A 15,993-nucleotide genomic window follows, 5' to 3' on the forward strand; every position below is an offset into this window, starting at 1 on the left:
GGACGCGATGACCGCGGCGGCCGACTCCACGGCGTAGCCGGTGCCGACCCCGACCTGCCGGGTGTCGATGCAGGTGACCGGCACCGGCGCGTGCCGGGCCGCGACCTGGGCCGACTCGAACGTGCCGCTCATGTCGCTGGACAGGTGGACCGAGAGGATCTCGGTCGCGCCCTCCTCGGCCAGCCGCCGGTAGAGGTCGCCGAAGACGGTCGGCGCCGGGCGCGACGTGCTGACTGCGCGCTTCTCGCGCAGCGCCGCCGCGACGCACGCCGGCGACGCCTCCTCCGCGCCCTCCTCGAAGGACTCGTCGTCGATGACGACCTGGAGCGGCACGACGGCAGCCCGGCACTCGTCCGCGACCTCCGGGGGGAGGCTGGCCGTGGAGTCGGTGACCAGTGCGACCGTCATGCGACCGAGGCTAGGGCACGGCCACCAACCGGCGACACCGTCAGACCACGATGTTGACGAGCTTGGGCGCGCGCACGATCACGCGGCGCACCTCGCGCCCGTCGATCGCCCGCAGCACCTCGGGGGACTCCATCGCGATCGCCTCCAGGTCCGCGTCCGACACGTCCGGTGCGACCTCCAGGCGGGCCCGGACCTTGCCCTGGATCTGGACGACGGCGGTCACCGTGTCCTCGACCAGCAGGTCCGGGTCGACCGTCGGCCACGGCGCCTGGGCGACGCAGGGCTCGTGCCCCAGCCGCTCCCACATCTCCTCGGCCGTGTACGGCGCCACCATCGACAGCAGGATCGCGACGACCTCGGCCGCCTCGCGGACCGCCGGGTCGGCCGGGCCGCAGCCCGAGTCGATCGCCTTGCGGGTCGCGTTGACCAGCTCCATGATCCGGGCGACCACCACGTTGAAGCGGTAGGACTCCAGCAGCTGTGCCGCGTCGTGCACGGTCTTGTGGGTGACCTTGCGCAGAGCGACGTCGCCCGTCGCCACGACGGCGTCCGGCGCGGACGTCACGTCGCCCGCCAGTCGCCAGGCGCGCTGCAGGAAGCGCAGCGAACCGGCCGGCGACACGTCGGCCCAGTCGATGTTGTCCTCGGGCGGGCTCGCGAACACCAGCGTCAGCCGGACCGCGTCGACGCCGAACTCGTCGAGCTGCGCCCCCAGGTTGATGCCGTTGCCCAGCGACTTGCTCATCTTGCGGCCGTTGTTGATGACCTTCCCCTGGGACAGGTACGCCGTGAACGGCTCGTCCCAGGTGATCAGGCCCATGTCGCGCATCGCCTTGGTGAAGAAGCGCGCGTACAGCAGGTGCAGCACGGCGTGCTCGTCGCCGCCCAGGTAGAAGTCCACCGGGCCCCAGGCCTCGGCCAGGGCCGGGTCGAAGGCGCGGTCGCCGTCGTGCGGCGACAGGTAGCGGAAGAAGTACCAGGACGAGTCGACGAAGGTGTCCATCGTGTCGGTGTCGCGCGTCGCGGGCCCGCCGCAGGACGGGCAGTCGACGTTGACCCACTCCGTCGCCGCACCCAGCGGGGAGGTGCCCTTCGGCTTCAGGTCGGCGCCGCGCAGCTCGGGCAGCTCGACGGGCAGCTGGTCCTCCGGCACCGCGACCTCACCGCAGGCCGGGCAGTGCACGACCGGGATCGGCGCGCCCCAGTAGCGCTGTCGCGACAGCAGCCAGTCACGCAGCCGGAAGTTGACGGTGCCGTTGCCCAGGCCCTTGCTCTCCAGCCACGCGATGATCGTGGACTTGGCCTCCGGCACGTCCATGCCGTTGAGCGAGATCTCGTCGTTGGCCGAGTTGATCGCGGGACCGGTGCCGGCGTAGGCCTCGCCACCCGACTCCACGAAGTCCGCCGGCGGCTGGACCGTGTGGATGATCGGCAGGTCGAACGCCTTCGCGAAGTCGTAGTCGCGCTGGTCGCCGCCGGGGACCGCCATGATCGCGCCGGTGCCGTAGTCGGCCAGCACGTAGTCGGCCGCCCAGACGGGGATCCGCTCCCCGTTGACCGGGTTGACGGCGTAGCGCCCCAGGAAGACGCCCGTCTTGGGGCGCTCGGTCGACATCCGGTCGATGTCGGACGCCTTGCGCACGTCGTCGACGTACGCCTCGAACGCGGGCCGCTGCTCGTCGGTGCAGATCTCCGCGGCCAGCTTGGCGTCGGCCGCCACGACGAAGAACGTCGCACCGAACAGGGTGTCGGGGCGCGTCGTGAAGACCGTCACCGGACCGTGTCCCTCGACCTCGAAGGCCACGTGGGCACCCTCGGACCGACCGATCCAGTTGCGCTGCGCGTTGACGACCTTGCCGATCCACGTGTCCTGCAGGTCATCCAGGCAGTCGTACAGCTCCTGCGCGTAGTGCGTGGTCTTGAAGTACCACTGGGTCAGCTCCTTCTTGGTGACCTCCGCGCCGCACCGCTCGCAGGTGCCGTCGGCCAGCACCTGCTCGTTGGCCAGCACGGTCTGGTCCTGCGGGCACCAGTTGACGGGGCTGTTCTTGCGGTAGGCCAGGCCGTGCTCGCGCAGCTTCAGGAACAGCCACTGCGTCCACTTGTAGTACTCGGGGTCCGAGGTGTGCAGCCGGCGCGACCAGTCGAAGCTCACGCCGTAGCGCTTCATCGACTCGGCCTGGGTCTCGATGTTGGCGTAGGTGTAGGTCGCCGGGTGCTCGTCGTTGCGGATCGCGGCGTTCTCGGCGGGCAGGCCGAAGGAGTCCCAACCCATCGGGTTGAGGACCTCGTAGCCGCGGAACTTCCAGTAGCGCGAGATGACGTCGTGGAGTGCGAACACCTCGGCGTGACCCATGTGCAGGTCGCCGCTCGGGTAGGGGAACATCGTCAGCGCGTAGCGCTTCTCGCGGCCCGCCAGGACCGCCGCGTCGTCGGCGCGGAACGGGTCGATCCGGTCCCAGACCGGCAGCCACTTGGCCTCGACGGCCCGGACGTCGTACGACGAGGGCTCGGGCTGCCCGGGCTGCTGCTCCGCCTGTGCCGTCTTGTGCTCGCTCAATGTCTTTCCTCGTGCTCGTGGTGGTGGGTGACCTGCTCGGGTGAGTTGCCCCAGACACAAGAAAGCCCCTCGCACAGGGAGGGGCAGCCGCGTCGACCCGTCTGGGGGATCCTCGACGCGGCTAGGTAAGAAGCAGGTTCTTCCGCACGCTCCCAGCCTACTCCACCCGCTCGGTCAGGCGCCGGTCTGCACCCGCCCACAGCGCCGCGCGTAGGTGCCCCGAGTCCGTCAGAGGCGGTAGGCCCTCTGTGCGTTGTCGTGGAAGACCTTGCGGAGCAGGTCCGGTCCGCCGGGAGCCAGCAGGTCGGTGAGAGCGCCGACGATCGTCCCGTAGTCCGCGACCGGCTTGTCCATCGGATAGTTGGAGCCGAACATCAGCCGGTCCTCCCCGAACACGCGGGTGGTGTGGTCGACGAGCGGCGCGACGCGCTCGGCCAGCCGGGCCCGGTCGATCCGGCCCACGCTGTAGCCGAGCACCGGGAACGCGAGGCCCGAGTGCTTGGCGATGACGTTGTGGTGGTCGGCGAGCTTCGCGATGTCGTCCTGCCACTTCGCGAGCAGGTCCGCCCGCTGGGCGTCGCTCCGGCCGAGCGTCTTGCCGAGCGGACCGAGGAGCCCGAGCGGCGGCGCGTAGTGATCGAGGACGATCGTGGTCTCCGGGTACTCCTTCGCCAGCAGGGCGACGTCGTTGAGCTGCTGGGAGAACACGAAGGCGTCGAACGTCAGGCCCCGCTCGGCGAGGGCTCGGAAGCCGTTGAGGAAGGCGGTCGAGCGCAGCACGCCCTCACCGTCGGTCCACGACTTCACTCCCTTGTCGGGGTGCCACGCGCCCATGGACCGGATGCCGCGGAACCTCGTGCTCGCCCGGGCGTGCGCGTCGAGGACCTGCGGGAAGTCCGGCCGCCGCGGGTCGGCGTTGGCCACGATCGCCACCAGCTCGGGCGCGGTGCCCTGGCCGAACGGCAGCCCGTCGAGCCAGGCGGTCTCCTCCGACTGGTCCTCGCGGTGCCACCCGCACTCGACGTGGACCGCTGCCTTCACCGGGACGCCCACCGCCGCGACCGTCCCGGCGACGTCCGTGCCGTAGTCCTCCGGGAGATAGGGCCGTGCGACGTGCGCCGCCGTGTGGATGAGCTCCCGGGCGCCCTGGTCGAGCAGCAGCGGCTTCATCCGCTCCAGCAGCCGCGGCGCCCGCTTGTAGAGAGGTGCCACCCGCGACGCCTCTCGCGGCGTCGTGAACGGATCCCACTGGTGGATGTGGGTGTCGATGATGTGAGGAACGACCCCGGACAGGCTCTCGGCTGCGACCACCCGCCCATCCTTGCACCGGCCCGTGTGCGGACGCGCGACGATGAGCGGCGACTCAGGTCGCGCGGGTCTCGCGGGCGAGCTCGAGCGCGAGGTCCTCGTGGCCGGTGTCGAGGAGGTGGCCGAGGAGGAGGGCGCGCAGGGCGGGGTACGTCGCGTCCTCGTCGAGACCGTCCGGCTCGGCGAGCCGGTGCAGCGCCAGGCCGTGGGCGAGCGCGGTCATCGCCGGCGCCAGGGTCTCGGGGTCCGGAGTGTCGAGGGCGCTCAACCCCGCGCTCGCGACCCCCCGTGCCGCGGCGAGCGCGTCACCGACCGGGGCTCGGAACTCCGGGTGGCGCGCGGCGTACAGCAGTGCCTCGAAGAGGGCGAGCGTCTCCGGCAGCCGCGGCGCCGCGGCCGCCGCGAACGCCCGGCCGGCCTCGTCGACACTCATCTCGGCGGCCACCAGGCCGTCGGCGAGCGACGCCTGCCGCGCCTGCTCCTCGGCCATGAACGTGCGCAGCGCCTCGCCGGCGAGCTCGTCGATGGAGGAGAAGAAGTAGCTGACCGTGGCGAGCGGCAGCCCCGCTCGCTCGGTGACGGCGCGGTGCGTGACGCCCGCGACGCCCTGCTCGGCGGTGACCTCGACGGTCGCCCGGAGCAGCGCCTCACGCCGCGCCTGGGCGCTGGGGCCGTGACGTCGCGCACTCATGGGCCTCATCCTAGACAGAGTCTGGAAGATCTTCTACAGTCTCTGGAAGATCTTCCAGACATCAGGAGCGACCATGACCCGAGTCCACGCGTTCACCAACGACGCCCTCGGTGAGCACGACGCCGTCGAGCTCGCCCGCCAGGTGGCGGACCGCGAGGTCAGCCCGGCCGAGCTGGCGCTCGCGGCGACCGAGCGCGCCGCCCGGATCGAGGGCGAGCTCAACGCGGTCGTGGCGACCTACGACCAGCCGCGGACGAGCGACCGCGACGGCGGGGTGTTCGCCGGCGTGCCGACGTACGTCAAGGACAACGTCGAGCTCGCGGGCCTCCCCACCCAGAACGGCAGCGACGCCTACACCGGCGCCCCCGCCAAGAAGGACGGGCTGTTCACCCAGCAGCTCCTCTCCACGGGCGTCACCGTGATCGGCAAGTCGCGGCTGCCGGAGTTCGGCTTCAACGCCAGCACCGAGTACATGGCGGCCGACGCGGTCCGCAACCCGTGGCACACCGACCACTCGGTCGGCGCGTCTTCCGGCGGCTCCGCGGCACTCGTCGCCGCGGGCGTCGTACCGATCGCGCACGCCAACGACGGTGGCGGCTCGATCCGGATCCCGGCCGCCTGCGCCGGGCTCGTCGGCCTCAAGCCGTCGCGCGGCCGGTTCGTCGACAGCGAGGCCACCCGGGCGCTGCCCCTCAACATCATCGGCGAGGGCGTCGTGACCCGCAGCGTCCGCGACACGGCCGCGTTCTTCGCGGGAGCCGAGCGGCACCACCGCAATCCCGCGCTCGCTCCCGTCGGCCACGTCACCGGTCCGGCCCAGCGTCGGCTCCGCGTCGGCGTCCTCCTCGACAGCCCCACCGGCGCCGCGATCGACGACGCGACCCGGGCCGCCGTCGAGCGCACCGCCGCGCTCCTCGAGAAGGCCGGCCACGTCGTCGAGCCCGCGAAGGCGCCGGTCGGTGAGCAGTTCGCGGCGGACTTCCTCCAGTACTGGGCGATGCTCGCCGACCTGGTCACCTCCACCGGCCGGCTCAACCTCGACAAGACGTGGGACGGCACCAAGGCCGACGGCCTCACCCGTGGCCTCAAGGCCCACCACCGCCGCGCCCCGCACCGGACGCCCGCCGCTCTGCTCCGGCTCCGCAAGGTACGTCGCACCTACGCCGACTGGCTGACCGAGCACGACGTCGTGCTGTCCCCCGTGCTGGCCCACACCGCACCGCGGATCGGGCACCTCTCCCCCGCCCAGCCCTTCGACCAGCTCCTCGAGCGGCTGCTCAACTACGTCTCGTTCACGCCGCTCCACAACGTGTCGGGCGCACCGGCGATCTCGGTCCCGGCCGGCCTCTCACCCGAGGGGCTCCCCGTCGGCGTCCACCTCTCCGGTGCCCACGGCGACGAACGGACCCTCCTCGAGCTGGCCTACCTGCTCGAGGCCGAGCAGCCCTTCGCGCGCATCCAGGACTGAGACGGTTCTCACGCGCGGCAGGGCCGCCAGCGCCATTACGATCGTGGCTCGTGACTGCCCTGCTGCGTGAGCGCCTCCCCGACGGCATCGAGGTGCTCCGGATCAACCGTCCGGACAAGCGCAACGCGCTCGACACCGCCACCCTGCGTCTCCTCAACACCGCGCTCGCCGAGCTCGCGGCCGACGCCGACCTCCGGGCCGTGGTCGTCTCCACCACCTCGACGACGGCGCTGTGCGCGGGCGCCGACGTGGGCGAGGAGCTCGACGCCGCGGGCGGTGTCGCACGGATGGAGGCGTTCGCCGATCTCTACCGGCTCATCGACGAGACGCCGGTGCCGACCATCGCCGTGTGCGTGGGCAATTGCGTCGGCGCGGGCGCCGAGATCGTCGCGGGCTGCGACCTGCGCGTCGGCGGCGACAACCTCAAGCTGGCCTGGGCGGGCGCCCGGCTCGGCGTCCCGGTCGGTCCGGCCCGGCTGACCCAGCTGGTCGGGCTTTCCCGTGCCAAGGACCTCGTCTTCACCGGCCGTCCGATCGGCCTGGACGAGGCGGCGGCGTACGGGCTCTTCCAGCGGACCGCGTCCGCCGACGAGGCGGAGACCGCTGCGATCGACCTGGCGACGGCGATCACCCGCCAGTCCGCCACCGGCGTGCGCGAGCTCAAGGTGATGTTCCGCGAGCTCGAGGACTCCGCCCGCCGGATCAGCTACGAGAACGAGCACCTCGTCGCGTTCCAGAAGCACGGGACCGGGCTGCCGCAAGGTTGACCGGTCGCCGGAAGAGCGGCGGCAGGAACCGCACCATCAGCGCCGACCAGGTGAGGTGCGTGATCGTCGGCGCCTGGATGCCGCCGGACGCGCGTCGCTGAAGCCCGAAGAGGGACCCCATGACCGCGGCGGCGAGGACCAGCGCCGGGTTGCGGGTCGTGGTGGTCGCCAGGGCGTAGACCGCGGTCGACGACACGACCGGACGGTGCTCGCCGAGCGCCGCGTAGAGCGCCCCGCGGAAGAAGACCTCCTCCCCCAGTCCGTTGGCCAGCGTCGTCAGCAGCACCAGCCGGTCGTCGCCCTCGTCGGCGAAGTCGAGGACCCGGCTGATCGCGTCGTCGAGGACGGGGATCCGGCGAGCGACCAACGCGGCGGCATAGAACAGGCCGAACGCCCCGATCCCGGTCACGACGGGCGTGACGAGCGGTCGGCGGATCGTCGCGTCGCGGGTCTCGATCCAGCCCAGGTGGAGCGGTCCCGACGCCACGCTCCCCACCGTCCACACCCCGGCCACGGCGGCGGTCGACAGGTAGAACTCCCGCGAGCCCGGCCGCGTCGACAGTGAGGCGCCGAGCAGGCCGGCGCCGACGACCGACGTCGCGGCGACCGTACGACGACGCCGGTGCCGCACCGCGCGGGGCTCCCGCCCCTCGACCCGGACCACGTGGGTCAGCGGCTTCGGGAGGATCCGGTCGAGTCGAGCGCGCAGCGCTGCGCTCATGCGGACTCGGCCCGCTCGGCCAGGGCTGCCCGGACGGCCTCGTCGTAGGTCATCGGCTCGAACGGCACGACCCGTCGGATCGCGTCGTCGCGGACGATGACCTCGTTGACCATCGAGTCGATGAGGTTGCGCCCCGCCTGGGGGTCGACGTCGGTCACCAGCGCGAGCCAGAGGGAGGAGAGCCGGGGTGTCAGGAGCGGCACCGGGAAGATCGGCATCGGCCGTCCCTCGATCGCCGCGACCCGCTTGAGCATGTCGGAGTAGGCGAGGACGTCGGAGCCACCGACCTCGAACGTCCGGCTGGTGGCGTCGGGGTTGCCGAGCACCCCCACCAGATAGCGCACGACATCGTCGACCGAGATCGGCTGGGTGCGTGTCTTGACCCAGCGCGGGGTGATCATCGCCGGGAGGTGCTCGACGAGCTGTCGGGTGATCTCCCAGGAGATCCCGCCGTGCCCGACGACGATCCCGGCGCGCAGGACCGTGACGGGAACCCCAGCCGCCCCGAGCAGCTCCTCGACCTCGCGCCGGCTCCGCAGGTGCGGCGACAGGTCGTCCCCGTCGTCACCGAGACCGCCGAGGTAGACGATCTGCTCCACCCCTGCGGCGGCCGCCGCCGAGCCGAACGCCGTCGCCGCCTCGGCGTCGCGCGACTCGAAGTCCGCATTCTCGAGCGAGTGCACGAGGTAGTACGCGGCCGACGTGCCCTCGAGGGCGGACCTCAGCGAGCCCGGGTCGCCCACGTCCCCGCGGACCGCTCGCCCCAACCCCTCGTACCGGTCGGGGCGCCGGGTCATGACGCGTACCTCGTGCCCGGCCTCGACGAGCGCCGGCACCAGCCGGCGACCGACGAACCCGGTGCCGCCGGCGACGAGGACCTCCCGCGGGCCGGTCACGAGGCCCGGTGGCGGGGGACGGTGCGGACGGAGGGGTCGCCGACGCCGGCCTCCCCCACCTCCCGCAGGAGCGACGCTGCCGCACGCCGCCCGGAGACGAGGGCGCCCTGGATCGAGGAGGTGTCACGGTGGTCACCGGCCACCCAGGTGCCGGACCGCGACTGGTGGACGGGCTTGCGGAGCTGGTGGGGCGCGGTCATCGCGGGCAGTGCTTCCGGGACGTCACGGACGGCGACGGTCTCCCAGCCCTGCCGGGAGACCTCGTGCAGCTGGGCGGCGGCCTCGCGGGCGTCGTCCGCCTCGAGCACGGCGCGGCCCCCGACGTGGAGCACCGACGTCGCGATCAGCGCGCGGCCGTCACTGCTGTACTCGGGGGCCGACGCGGTGAGCACCACTGAGCTCACGACCCCGGAGCCGTCCGCGTCCACGGCGAGGGCTGGGTCGTAGCGGCCCGCGGGGGCGGCAAAGTAGTAGGTCGTGACACCCCGTGGGGCCGGCGCCGGACCGAGCTCGGGCACGAGCCGGTGCGCCGCCCACGGGTCGGTGGCGACGACGACCGCCGCGGCGTCGACGACCGTGCCGTCGGCGAGCACGACGCCGTCACTGTGCGTCTCTGCCACCTCGACGCCGAGGCGGACCGCCGAGGGCGGCAGCCGGTTGGCCATCGCCTCGGGGAGGGCCTGCATGCCGGCCGCAGGGACCGCCGACACGCCTCGGGCGAACGTCCGCATCATCAGGTCGGCGAAGACCCGCGACACCGACGCGTCCGGCTCGAGGACGACGCCGGCCATGAACGGCACCAGCACGGACGACACGAGCGGCTCCGGCATCGCGTGCGACCAGGCGGCGCGGGCGTCGACGTCGGGGCGCCGCTTGACGGCCGCCGGCGAGGACGCGATCAGGCCCCCGGCATAGCGGGCCAGCGCGAGCTTGTCCCGGAGCCCGACCACGCCGGAGGTCGCGGCCCGGAACGGCGCGGTCGGCGACGCCAACGGGTGCGGGACGTCGTACAGGCGGCCGCCGCGGCGGACCCGGATGCCGCGCGGCAGCCTGCGCAGGTCGAGCGCCTTCAGGTCGACGGCCCGTCCGAGCGCCGGGTAGGCGGTGTTGAGCACCTGGAACCCACGGTCGATGACGAAGCCGTCGACGAGGTCGCTGCTGACCCGGCCGCCGACGTGGGCGGCCGACTCGAGGACGACGACGTCGAGGCCGGCGCTGGTCAGGCCCTGGGCGCAGGAGAGCCCAGCCAGACCCGCACCGACGATGACGACCGGCGGTTGGCTCATGTGTTCCTCTTCGCTCGTTCGTAGCGGTCCAGCGCCTCGCGCCGCTCGTCGTCATGGTCGACGATGCGCTCGGCGTAGCCGCTCTCGTAGCCCTGCTCGTGCTGCCAGGGCTCGTGCGCGGCCGCACCCTGGAGGTGCGCCAGCTCCGGTACCCAGCGACGGACGTAGTCACCCTCCGGGTCGAAGCGCTTGCCCTGGCTGACCGGGTTGAAGACCCGGAAGTACGGCGCCGCGTCGGTGCCGGTCCCGGCCACCCACTGCCATCCCTGGTTGTTGGAGGCGAGGTCGCCGTCGACGAGCAGGTCGAGGAAGTGCCGAGCGCCGACCGGCCACCAGACGTGCAGGTCCTTGACGAGGAAGCTGGCGGTGATCATCCGCACCCGGTTGTGCATCCAGCCGGTGTCCCGCAGCTGCCGCATCCCCGCGTCGACGATCGGGAAGCCGGTCCGACCCTCGCGCCAGGCGTCGACCAGGTCCTCGACGGACCGTCCCTCGTCGTACCGCATCCCACCGAGGTCGGTGCGCAGGTCGCCCCACGCCGAGTCGGGCCGGTGCCACAGCACGTCGGCGTAGAACTCCCGCCAGATGATCTCCGTGACGAACGTCCGGGCGCCGCCGGACTCGGCGTGCGGGCTCCGCCGGACGTCGGCGAGCAGGGTGCGGGGGTGGATCTCCCCGAAGCGGAGGGCGGTGGACAACCGACTGGTGCCGTCGAGGTCGGGCCGGTCGCGCCGCTCGCCGTAGTCGGCGATCCCGTCGTCGAGGAAGCAGTGCCAGCGGTCGAGCGCGGCCTGCTCGCCGACGGGGCCGAACGAGCCGCCGGCCTTCACGAGCTCCTCGTCGAGGCCCTCGCTGTCGATGGTGCGCCGCCACTTCAGCCCGGACGGGACCTCGACCGGCGCCTCGACGTGGTGCTCACGCCAGGACCGGGAGAAGGGCGTGAAGACCTTGAACGGGGTCCCGGCATTGGTCCGCAACGTGCCCGGGCGTACGGCGTACGGCGTGCCGCTCGACGCCATCGGCACGCCGAGGTCGTCGAGCGCCGCGGCGACGGCGCGGTCGCGCCTCACGGCGTAGGGCGTGAACTCCCCGGTCACGTGGACGCTCCGCGCACCGACCTCCGCAGCGACCTGGGCGACCACCTCGGCCGGGTCGCCCGAGCGTACGACGAGGGCGCCCCCAGTGCCCTCGTCGTACGCGGCCAGCGACGCTTCGAGACGGCTGAGCCGAGCCCCGCCCGCCCGAGACAAGCGGGGATCACGGACGAACAGCGGCAGGACCGGACCGTCCTGCACCGCCGGGGCCAGCGCCGGGTGGTCGGACAACCGGAGGTCGCGTCGGAGCCAGAGGATCGCCGTCATTCGACCCGCCCGACCTCGATCGACCGGGTCCTCGGAGGAACCGTTCCGGATTGCCCGCCCACGGCTCCGACGCTAGAGTGTTTGTACAAGGTTTGTCAAAGGTGTGGATAACGCTGTGAAAATCGCTCGTCCGTCGGCGTCCGACGGCTAACCTGGGCCGCCCATGTACACGATCAAGCACGCCGCTGAGCAACTCGGGGTCAGCGTCTCGACGCTGCGCGCGTGGGAGACCCGCTACGGCATCGGGCCCGCCCGCCGCACCGACGCGGGCTACCGGATCTACGACGAGAGCTCGCTCCGCACCCTGGGGACGATGAACGCCCTGGTCCTCGACGGCTGGTCGGTGCGCGCCGCAGCGGAGGAGACCCTGCGCCGGGCGGCGGCCGCGACCACGCTGGAGGCACGCGCGCTCGACGATGACTGGTCCCCCGACGACCGCGACGCCCTCGTCACCGCCGCCGAGGCGATGGACCCGGTGGCCTTGTCGCGGGTGCTCGACCACCGGTTCGCAGCCGCGTCGTTCGAGACGGTCGTCGACAGCTGGCTGATGCCGGCTCTCGCGGAGCTCGGCAGTGCGTGGGAGTCCGGCCGGATCAGCGTCGCGGCCGAGCACCTCGTCTCGCACGCGGTCGCGCGCCGGCTGGGGGTGGCCTACGACGCCGCTGGAGCCACCGCCGGTCCCCCGGTCGTCCTCGGGCTCGCCCCCGGCTCGCGGCACGACCTGGGGCTCCTGTCCTTCGCGACCGCGGCGCGGCGCGCCGGGCTCGCGACGGCCTACCTCGGCGCGGACGTCCCCGTCGACGACTGGGCGACGATGATCGACCAGCACGACGCGGCCTGCATCGTCCTCGCGCTGCCGATGGAGGAGGACGTCCCCGGGGTCACCGAGACCGTCCGGGTGCTGGAGGACTGCCGACCCAGCCTGCTCGTCGCCGTCGGTGGCGCGGCCCAGGACCGGGCTCCCGACCGCTGCCTGCGGCTCGGCCACCGGATCGGTCCCGCTGCCGCCCTCCTCAGCCACGCCCTCGGGCGACGCGTCGAGGTCTGAGCGACGGTCGGGGCCGGGTCAGCCCCCGTCGACCGACTCGCAGCCGAGCAGGCGGTCGATGCCGTCGGTGAGGACGCCGTCGAGCCCGATGTCGCAGAGGATGAAGTCCTCGCCGGCGCCGCCGTCGAGCCGGTCGTCGCCGGCGCCTCCTCCGAGCCGGTCGTCCCCGTCCTCGCCGTACAGCTCGTCGCGGCCATCGGAGCCGATGACCTGGTCGTCGTCGCCGCCGCCCCAGACGAGGTCGGCATGGTCGCCGGTGCGGATCCAGTCGTCGCCACCACCGCCCCACACCCGGTCGCGGCCGGTGAACCCGTTGAAGAAGTCGGGACCGTCCCCGAAGTGCGCGGTGTCGTGGCCGGCATCGGAGAGCATCGTCATCGCGTAGTCGGCACCGAGGGTGGAGGCGTCGAAGTAGTCGTCGCCGAGCCGCGGCCAGAACTCGAGCAGGAGCGGCTGGTCCTCGCTGACCCACCCGGGGACGCGGCACACCGCCGCGACGCCGACCGCGACGTCGCGGGACCGGCAGCGGCGGGCGAGCTTCTTCCAGCGTTGAGTTCCGCTGTCCTCGAAGCGCAGGCCCTCGTCGGTCAGCGTCACGACGAGGTGGCTGTCCTGCTGGCCCGCGCGGACCAGGTAGCCGTGCTCGGTCCGGGTGATCATCGCCTGGTCCGGCAGCGGGGTGAGGGCGGACTCCCCCATCAGCGCCGTCTCGTACTCGTACGGCGGACCGGCCGTGCCCGGGCCGCCGGGCGGCTCACCCTCGGCGCGGGCCGGGCTCCCGCCCGCGACGAAGGACGACGTGACGGCGGCAGCCGCCAGCACCCCGATGACCAGTGCGTGAGCGCGTCGGACCACGAAGCCCCTCCCCTCCGACGAGGGTCTCATCGGCAGGGCGCTTAGGCACCTGAGCGCCTGCGCGCGGTCGGTTGACACGAGGGCTAGGTTGGGGGTGGTTGGACAAACAGCCAGCGCTGACCGCGCACTCGGGCACTGGGTCAGGAGACCAGCCCATGACCACCCGTCCACGGGGTCATCCCAGCTTCACCGTACGTTCCCGCTCCTCCGCCGCTCTCACCATCGTCCGGCTCACCGGCGAGCTCGACCTCAGCTCCTGCTCGGCCGTCATCAACGCGATCCGTGACGTCCTCGCCGTCCCCCTGCGTCGCGAGCTCGTCGTCCTCGACCTGCGCGAGGTGACGTTCTGCGACCTTGCCGGACTCCGCGCCCTCGACGCGGGCGCGGTCGCCCTCGCCGATGCCGGGATCAGGGTCGACGCGCACGACACCCCGCCGCCGGTGGTCAGGCTCGTGACGATGACAGGCGTGGCGCGATGGCTCCTCCCACCTCCCACCGCCGGTCCTCCGACGCGGGGGGCGACCACCGAGCTCAGCGAGGCGGCCTCCTAGCGACCGCCGTCCACCGGAGGCGAGGCGGCACGGCGTCGCGCCTCGGGGATCGCACGGGTGTCGACGATCTCCCGGGCGACGTCCCGCAACTTGCGGTTCGACTCCTGCGACACCCGTCGCAGCGCACCGAGCGCGCGGATGGCGTCGAGCTCGAACCGTTCCATCAAGATCCCCTGCGCCTGCCCGATCAGGTTGTGGAACTCCAGCGCCGACTCGGCGCTCGCCGCGGACTGGTGGCCCGCAGCGGCCAACGCCACCTGGGTGGCGAACGCGCGACCGACCTGGACGTCGGTCGGGTCGAAGGCACGCGGGGTCCGGGCGCAGAGGCTCAGCGCACCGACCCGGCGGTCGTGGGTCACGAGCGGGAAGCAGAGCATGCTGCGGACCTCCGACGCCGCGACGGTGGCCCGCGCCCAGCCCGGCCACCGCTGCTCGACCGCCACGTCGGGGACCGACACCAGCACGTCCTCACGCACCGCGGACAGGCAGGGGCCCTCGCCCTGCTCGTGCTGCAGGCGGTCGACCGCACGCGGGAGGTCTCCGCTGGCCGCGGCCGTCGAGACCCGGGTCTTCGCCTCGACGACCGAGATACCCGCCTCCTCGCATCCCGGCACCACCTCGACGGCGAGGTGGACGGCCAGGTCGAGGGTCGTCTGGGTGTCGGTCTCGGACGCCAGGGAACGCGCCACCCTGCTGATCTGCTCGGAGAGCTCAGGCCACTGCAAGGGCGCTCACCTCCTCCGCAACGTCTCGCTCGGCAGGCACCCGTACCTCTCCCGGTACGACGCGCTGAACCGGCTGGCACTGGCGAAACCCCATCGGTGAGCGACGTCGGCGATCGACGTCCGGCTCGTGGCCCCGGCGGTGAGGAGCTCGTCGTGGGCGTGGTCGAGCCGCACCCGGCGAAGGTGCTCCATCGGCGTCGCGCCTGCGTACAGCTCGAAGGCGTGCTGGAGCGCGCGGACACCTACTCCTGCCGCAGCGGCGACCTCGGCGACCGTCAGCGGCTCGGCGGCGCGCTGGTCGATGAAGGCGAGCGCGCGCTCGACGGTGGCCGGACGCGGGCTCATGAGACCCTCCTCGGCGGCCGTTCGTGCGCTCCCGCCCGGCATGGTGGCGAGCCCGACCTCGGAGAGGATCCCGAGGTGCCAGGCCCGCACCTGCGGGTCGGAGAGGACGGGCTCGGGCTGGGACGCGAGCTCCTGGGTGAAGGTCAGCAGCGCAGCCCAGTAACGGGCTGCTGGTGTTCCGGTGGTCGTCGTGGTCATCGAGTCCTTGGTACCCGATGCACGGATTGCGATACCGCTGCACGGATCACGCACGACAACGGCGGTCGCGTGCGGCCCATCCGTCCCTGCGGGTGCTACGAATGACGGGCGATGAAACTCGCTCCTCGCCTGCTTCCCGTGCACGTGCCCGACCGACCCCGGGGCGCGGTCCTGGTCCTGCACGGCGGCGGCTCCCGCGGGTCCCAGGTCCCCGTGAGCCCCACCCAGCTCTCGGTGCTGCGGATGATCCCCATCGCTCGGCGGATCGCGCGCGCCGCCCCCGACGAGCTCGCGGTCTACCGCCTGCTCAACTCCGTGCGCGGCTGGGACACCCACCACACCCCGGTGCGGGACGTCGAGTGGGCGATGGGTGAGCTGCGGACGGCCCACGGTGGCCGCCCGACCTGCCTGGTCGGTCACTCGCTCGGCGGGCGTGCCGCCCTGTTCGCCGGGCACCTGCCCGATGTCGTCAGCGTCGCTGCACTCAACCCGTGGGTCTATCCGGACGACGATCCCGACCTGCGCGGTCGCCAGGTGCTGGTCGTGCACGGCACCGCAGACCGCATCGCCGACCGGCAGCGCGCCGTCAGCGTCGCGCGGTACGTCGCTCGCCACACCCGGATCGGCTTCGTGACGGTCCCCGGCGGCAAGCACGCGATGCTGCGCCACCGCGACGTGTACGACGGGTTCGCGGCCCAGTTCGCCGTCGGCACCTTGTTGGGCACCGAGCAGGCAGGACCGGTCGGCGCGGTGCTCGGCGGTGCTCAGTGGGTGGATGCCTGACCCGACGCCGACGCCGGTCGAC

The 15,993-nt window shown here is 72.7% G+C and carries 16 protein-coding genes; 5 read left to right on the forward strand and 11 right to left on the reverse strand.

From position 1 onward, the window contains the following. From H0487_RS08110 to H0487_RS08125, 4 genes are all read right to left on the reverse strand, one after another. The coding region (locus H0487_RS08110) for a DegV family protein (protein WP_183093733.1) at positions 1 to 408 on the reverse strand (408 nt) is incomplete at its 3' end. A 40-nt stretch (positions 409 to 448) separates the two neighbouring features. Next, a complete protein-coding gene (gene leuS / locus H0487_RS08115) occupies positions 449 to 2,968 on the reverse strand; it encodes a leucine--tRNA ligase (protein WP_183093734.1) in 2,520 nt (839 codons plus the stop codon). Positions 2,969 to 3,196: 228 nt separating this feature from the next. After that, complete coding sequence (locus H0487_RS08120) at positions 3,197 to 4,279, reverse strand: amidohydrolase family protein (RefSeq protein WP_183093735.1); 1,083 nt, start codon at positions 4,277 to 4,279, stop codon at positions 3,197 to 3,199. A 52-nt stretch (positions 4,280 to 4,331) separates the two neighbouring features. Beyond that, on the reverse strand, positions 4,332 to 4,967 hold the full coding sequence (locus tag H0487_RS08125; RefSeq protein ID WP_183093736.1) for a TetR/AcrR family transcriptional regulator: 636 nt from the start codon (positions 4,965 to 4,967) through the stop codon (positions 4,332 to 4,334). 73 nt (positions 4,968 to 5,040) lie between these two features. On the opposite strand from H0487_RS08125, the gene H0487_RS08130 reads away from it, so the two are divergent. Both H0487_RS08130 and H0487_RS08135 read left to right on the forward strand, forming a co-directional pair. Further along, complete coding sequence (locus tag H0487_RS08130; protein ID WP_183093737.1) at positions 5,041 to 6,435, forward strand: amidase; 1,395 nt, start codon at positions 5,041 to 5,043, stop codon at positions 6,433 to 6,435. Positions 6,436 to 6,485: 50 nt separating this feature from the next. Beyond that, a complete protein-coding gene (locus tag H0487_RS08135; protein WP_183093738.1) occupies positions 6,486 to 7,202 on the forward strand; it encodes an enoyl-CoA hydratase/isomerase family protein in 717 nt (238 codons plus the stop codon). Here H0487_RS08135 and H0487_RS08140 read toward each other — a convergent pair. Genes H0487_RS08140 through H0487_RS08155 form a run of 4 tightly spaced genes read right to left on the reverse strand, consistent with a single transcriptional unit; the run spans position 7,138 to position 11,466 of the window. Continuing rightward, entirely contained in the window at positions 7,138 to 7,923 is a 786-nt protein-coding gene (locus tag H0487_RS08140) for a CPBP family intramembrane glutamic endopeptidase (RefSeq protein WP_183093739.1), read from the reverse strand. The genes H0487_RS08135 and H0487_RS08140 overlap by 65 nt on opposite strands. Next, positions 7,920 to 8,819: an NAD(P)H-binding protein gene (locus H0487_RS08145; RefSeq protein ID WP_183093740.1), complete on the reverse strand. Its 900-nt coding sequence runs from the start codon at positions 8,817 to 8,819 to the stop codon at positions 7,920 to 7,922. Before H0487_RS08145 ends, H0487_RS08140 begins: the two co-directional genes overlap by 4 nt. Next, complete coding sequence (locus tag H0487_RS08150; protein WP_183093741.1) at positions 8,816 to 10,105, reverse strand: FAD-dependent oxidoreductase; 1,290 nt, start codon at positions 10,103 to 10,105, stop codon at positions 8,816 to 8,818. The genes H0487_RS08145 and H0487_RS08150 overlap by 4 nt, the downstream gene beginning before the upstream one ends. Continuing rightward, complete coding sequence (locus tag H0487_RS08155; protein ID WP_183093742.1) at positions 10,102 to 11,466, reverse strand: cryptochrome/photolyase family protein; 1,365 nt, start codon at positions 11,464 to 11,466, stop codon at positions 10,102 to 10,104. Before H0487_RS08155 ends, H0487_RS08150 begins: the two co-directional genes overlap by 4 nt. A gap of 163 nt (positions 11,467 to 11,629) precedes the next feature. Here H0487_RS08155 and H0487_RS08160 point away from each other — a divergent pair, with 163 nt between their 5' ends. Continuing rightward, positions 11,630 to 12,514, forward strand: coding sequence for a MerR family transcriptional regulator (locus H0487_RS08160; RefSeq protein ID WP_183093743.1), 885 nt, complete (start codon positions 11,630 to 11,632; stop codon positions 12,512 to 12,514). 18 nt (positions 12,515 to 12,532) lie between these two features. Here H0487_RS08160 and H0487_RS24250 read toward each other — a convergent pair whose 3' ends face one another. Continuing rightward, a complete protein-coding gene (locus H0487_RS24250; protein ID WP_183093744.1) occupies positions 12,533 to 13,369 on the reverse strand; it encodes a calcium-binding protein in 837 nt (278 codons plus the stop codon). A gap of 155 nt (positions 13,370 to 13,524) precedes the next feature. On the opposite strand from H0487_RS24250, the gene H0487_RS08170 reads away from it, so the two are divergent. Next, the gene (locus H0487_RS08170) at positions 13,525 to 13,920 is read left to right on the forward strand and encodes an STAS domain-containing protein (protein ID WP_183093745.1); all 396 of its coding nucleotides are present in this window, start codon (positions 13,525 to 13,527) and stop codon (positions 13,918 to 13,920) included. Here the strand turns inward: H0487_RS08170 and H0487_RS08175 are convergent. After that, the gene (locus H0487_RS08175) at positions 13,917 to 14,645 is read right to left on the reverse strand and encodes a GAF and ANTAR domain-containing protein (RefSeq protein ID WP_183093746.1); all 729 of its coding nucleotides are present in this window, start codon (positions 14,643 to 14,645) and stop codon (positions 13,917 to 13,919) included. The two genes, H0487_RS08170 and H0487_RS08175, sit on opposite strands and share 4 nt — an antisense overlap. A gap of 6 nt (positions 14,646 to 14,651) precedes the next feature. After that, positions 14,652 to 15,188, reverse strand: a complete 537-nt coding sequence (locus tag H0487_RS08180; RefSeq protein ID WP_183093747.1) for a helix-turn-helix domain-containing protein — start codon at positions 15,186 to 15,188, stop codon at positions 14,652 to 14,654. A 138-nt stretch (positions 15,189 to 15,326) separates the two neighbouring features. Between H0487_RS08180 and H0487_RS08185 the strand changes: the two genes are divergently transcribed. Then, positions 15,327 to 15,971 carry an alpha/beta hydrolase gene (locus H0487_RS08185; RefSeq protein ID WP_312855862.1) on the forward strand — a complete coding sequence of 215 codons (645 nt, stop codon included), beginning with the start codon at positions 15,327 to 15,329 and terminating at the stop codon, positions 15,969 to 15,971. The last annotated feature ends 22 nt before the right edge of the window (positions 15,972 to 15,993 follow it).

This window comes from Nocardioides stalactiti, from assembly GCF_014180715.1.
Taxonomy (GTDB): domain Bacteria; phylum Actinomycetota; class Actinomycetes; order Propionibacteriales; family Nocardioidaceae; genus Nocardioides; species Nocardioides stalactiti.

Excerpts from the sequence above, each read along its gene's own strand:
- H0487_RS08125 (WP_183093736.1), bottom strand. The coding sequence starts at position 4,967 with ATGAGTGCGCGACGTCACGGCCCCAGCGCCCAGGCGCGGCGTGAGGCG.
- H0487_RS08130 (WP_183093737.1), top strand. The coding sequence starts at position 5,041 with ATGACCCGAGTCCACGCGTTCACCAACGACGCCCTCGGTGAGCACGAC.
- H0487_RS08140 (WP_183093739.1), bottom strand. The coding sequence starts at position 7,923 with ATGAGCGCAGCGCTGCGCGCTCGACTCGACCGGATCCTCCCGAAGCCG.
- H0487_RS08150 (WP_183093741.1), bottom strand. The coding sequence starts at position 10,105 with ATGAGCCAACCGCCGGTCGTCATCGTCGGTGCGGGTCTGGCTGGGCTC.
- H0487_RS08155 (WP_183093742.1), bottom strand. The coding sequence starts at position 11,466 with ATGACGGCGATCCTCTGGCTCCGACGCGACCTCCGGTTGTCCGACCAC.
- H0487_RS08160 (WP_183093743.1), top strand. The coding sequence starts at position 11,630 with ATGTACACGATCAAGCACGCCGCTGAGCAACTCGGGGTCAGCGTCTCG.
- H0487_RS08170 (WP_183093745.1), top strand. The coding sequence starts at position 13,525 with ATGACCACCCGTCCACGGGGTCATCCCAGCTTCACCGTACGTTCCCGC.
- H0487_RS08180 (WP_183093747.1), bottom strand. The coding sequence starts at position 15,188 with ATGACCACGACGACCACCGGAACACCAGCAGCCCGTTACTGGGCTGCG.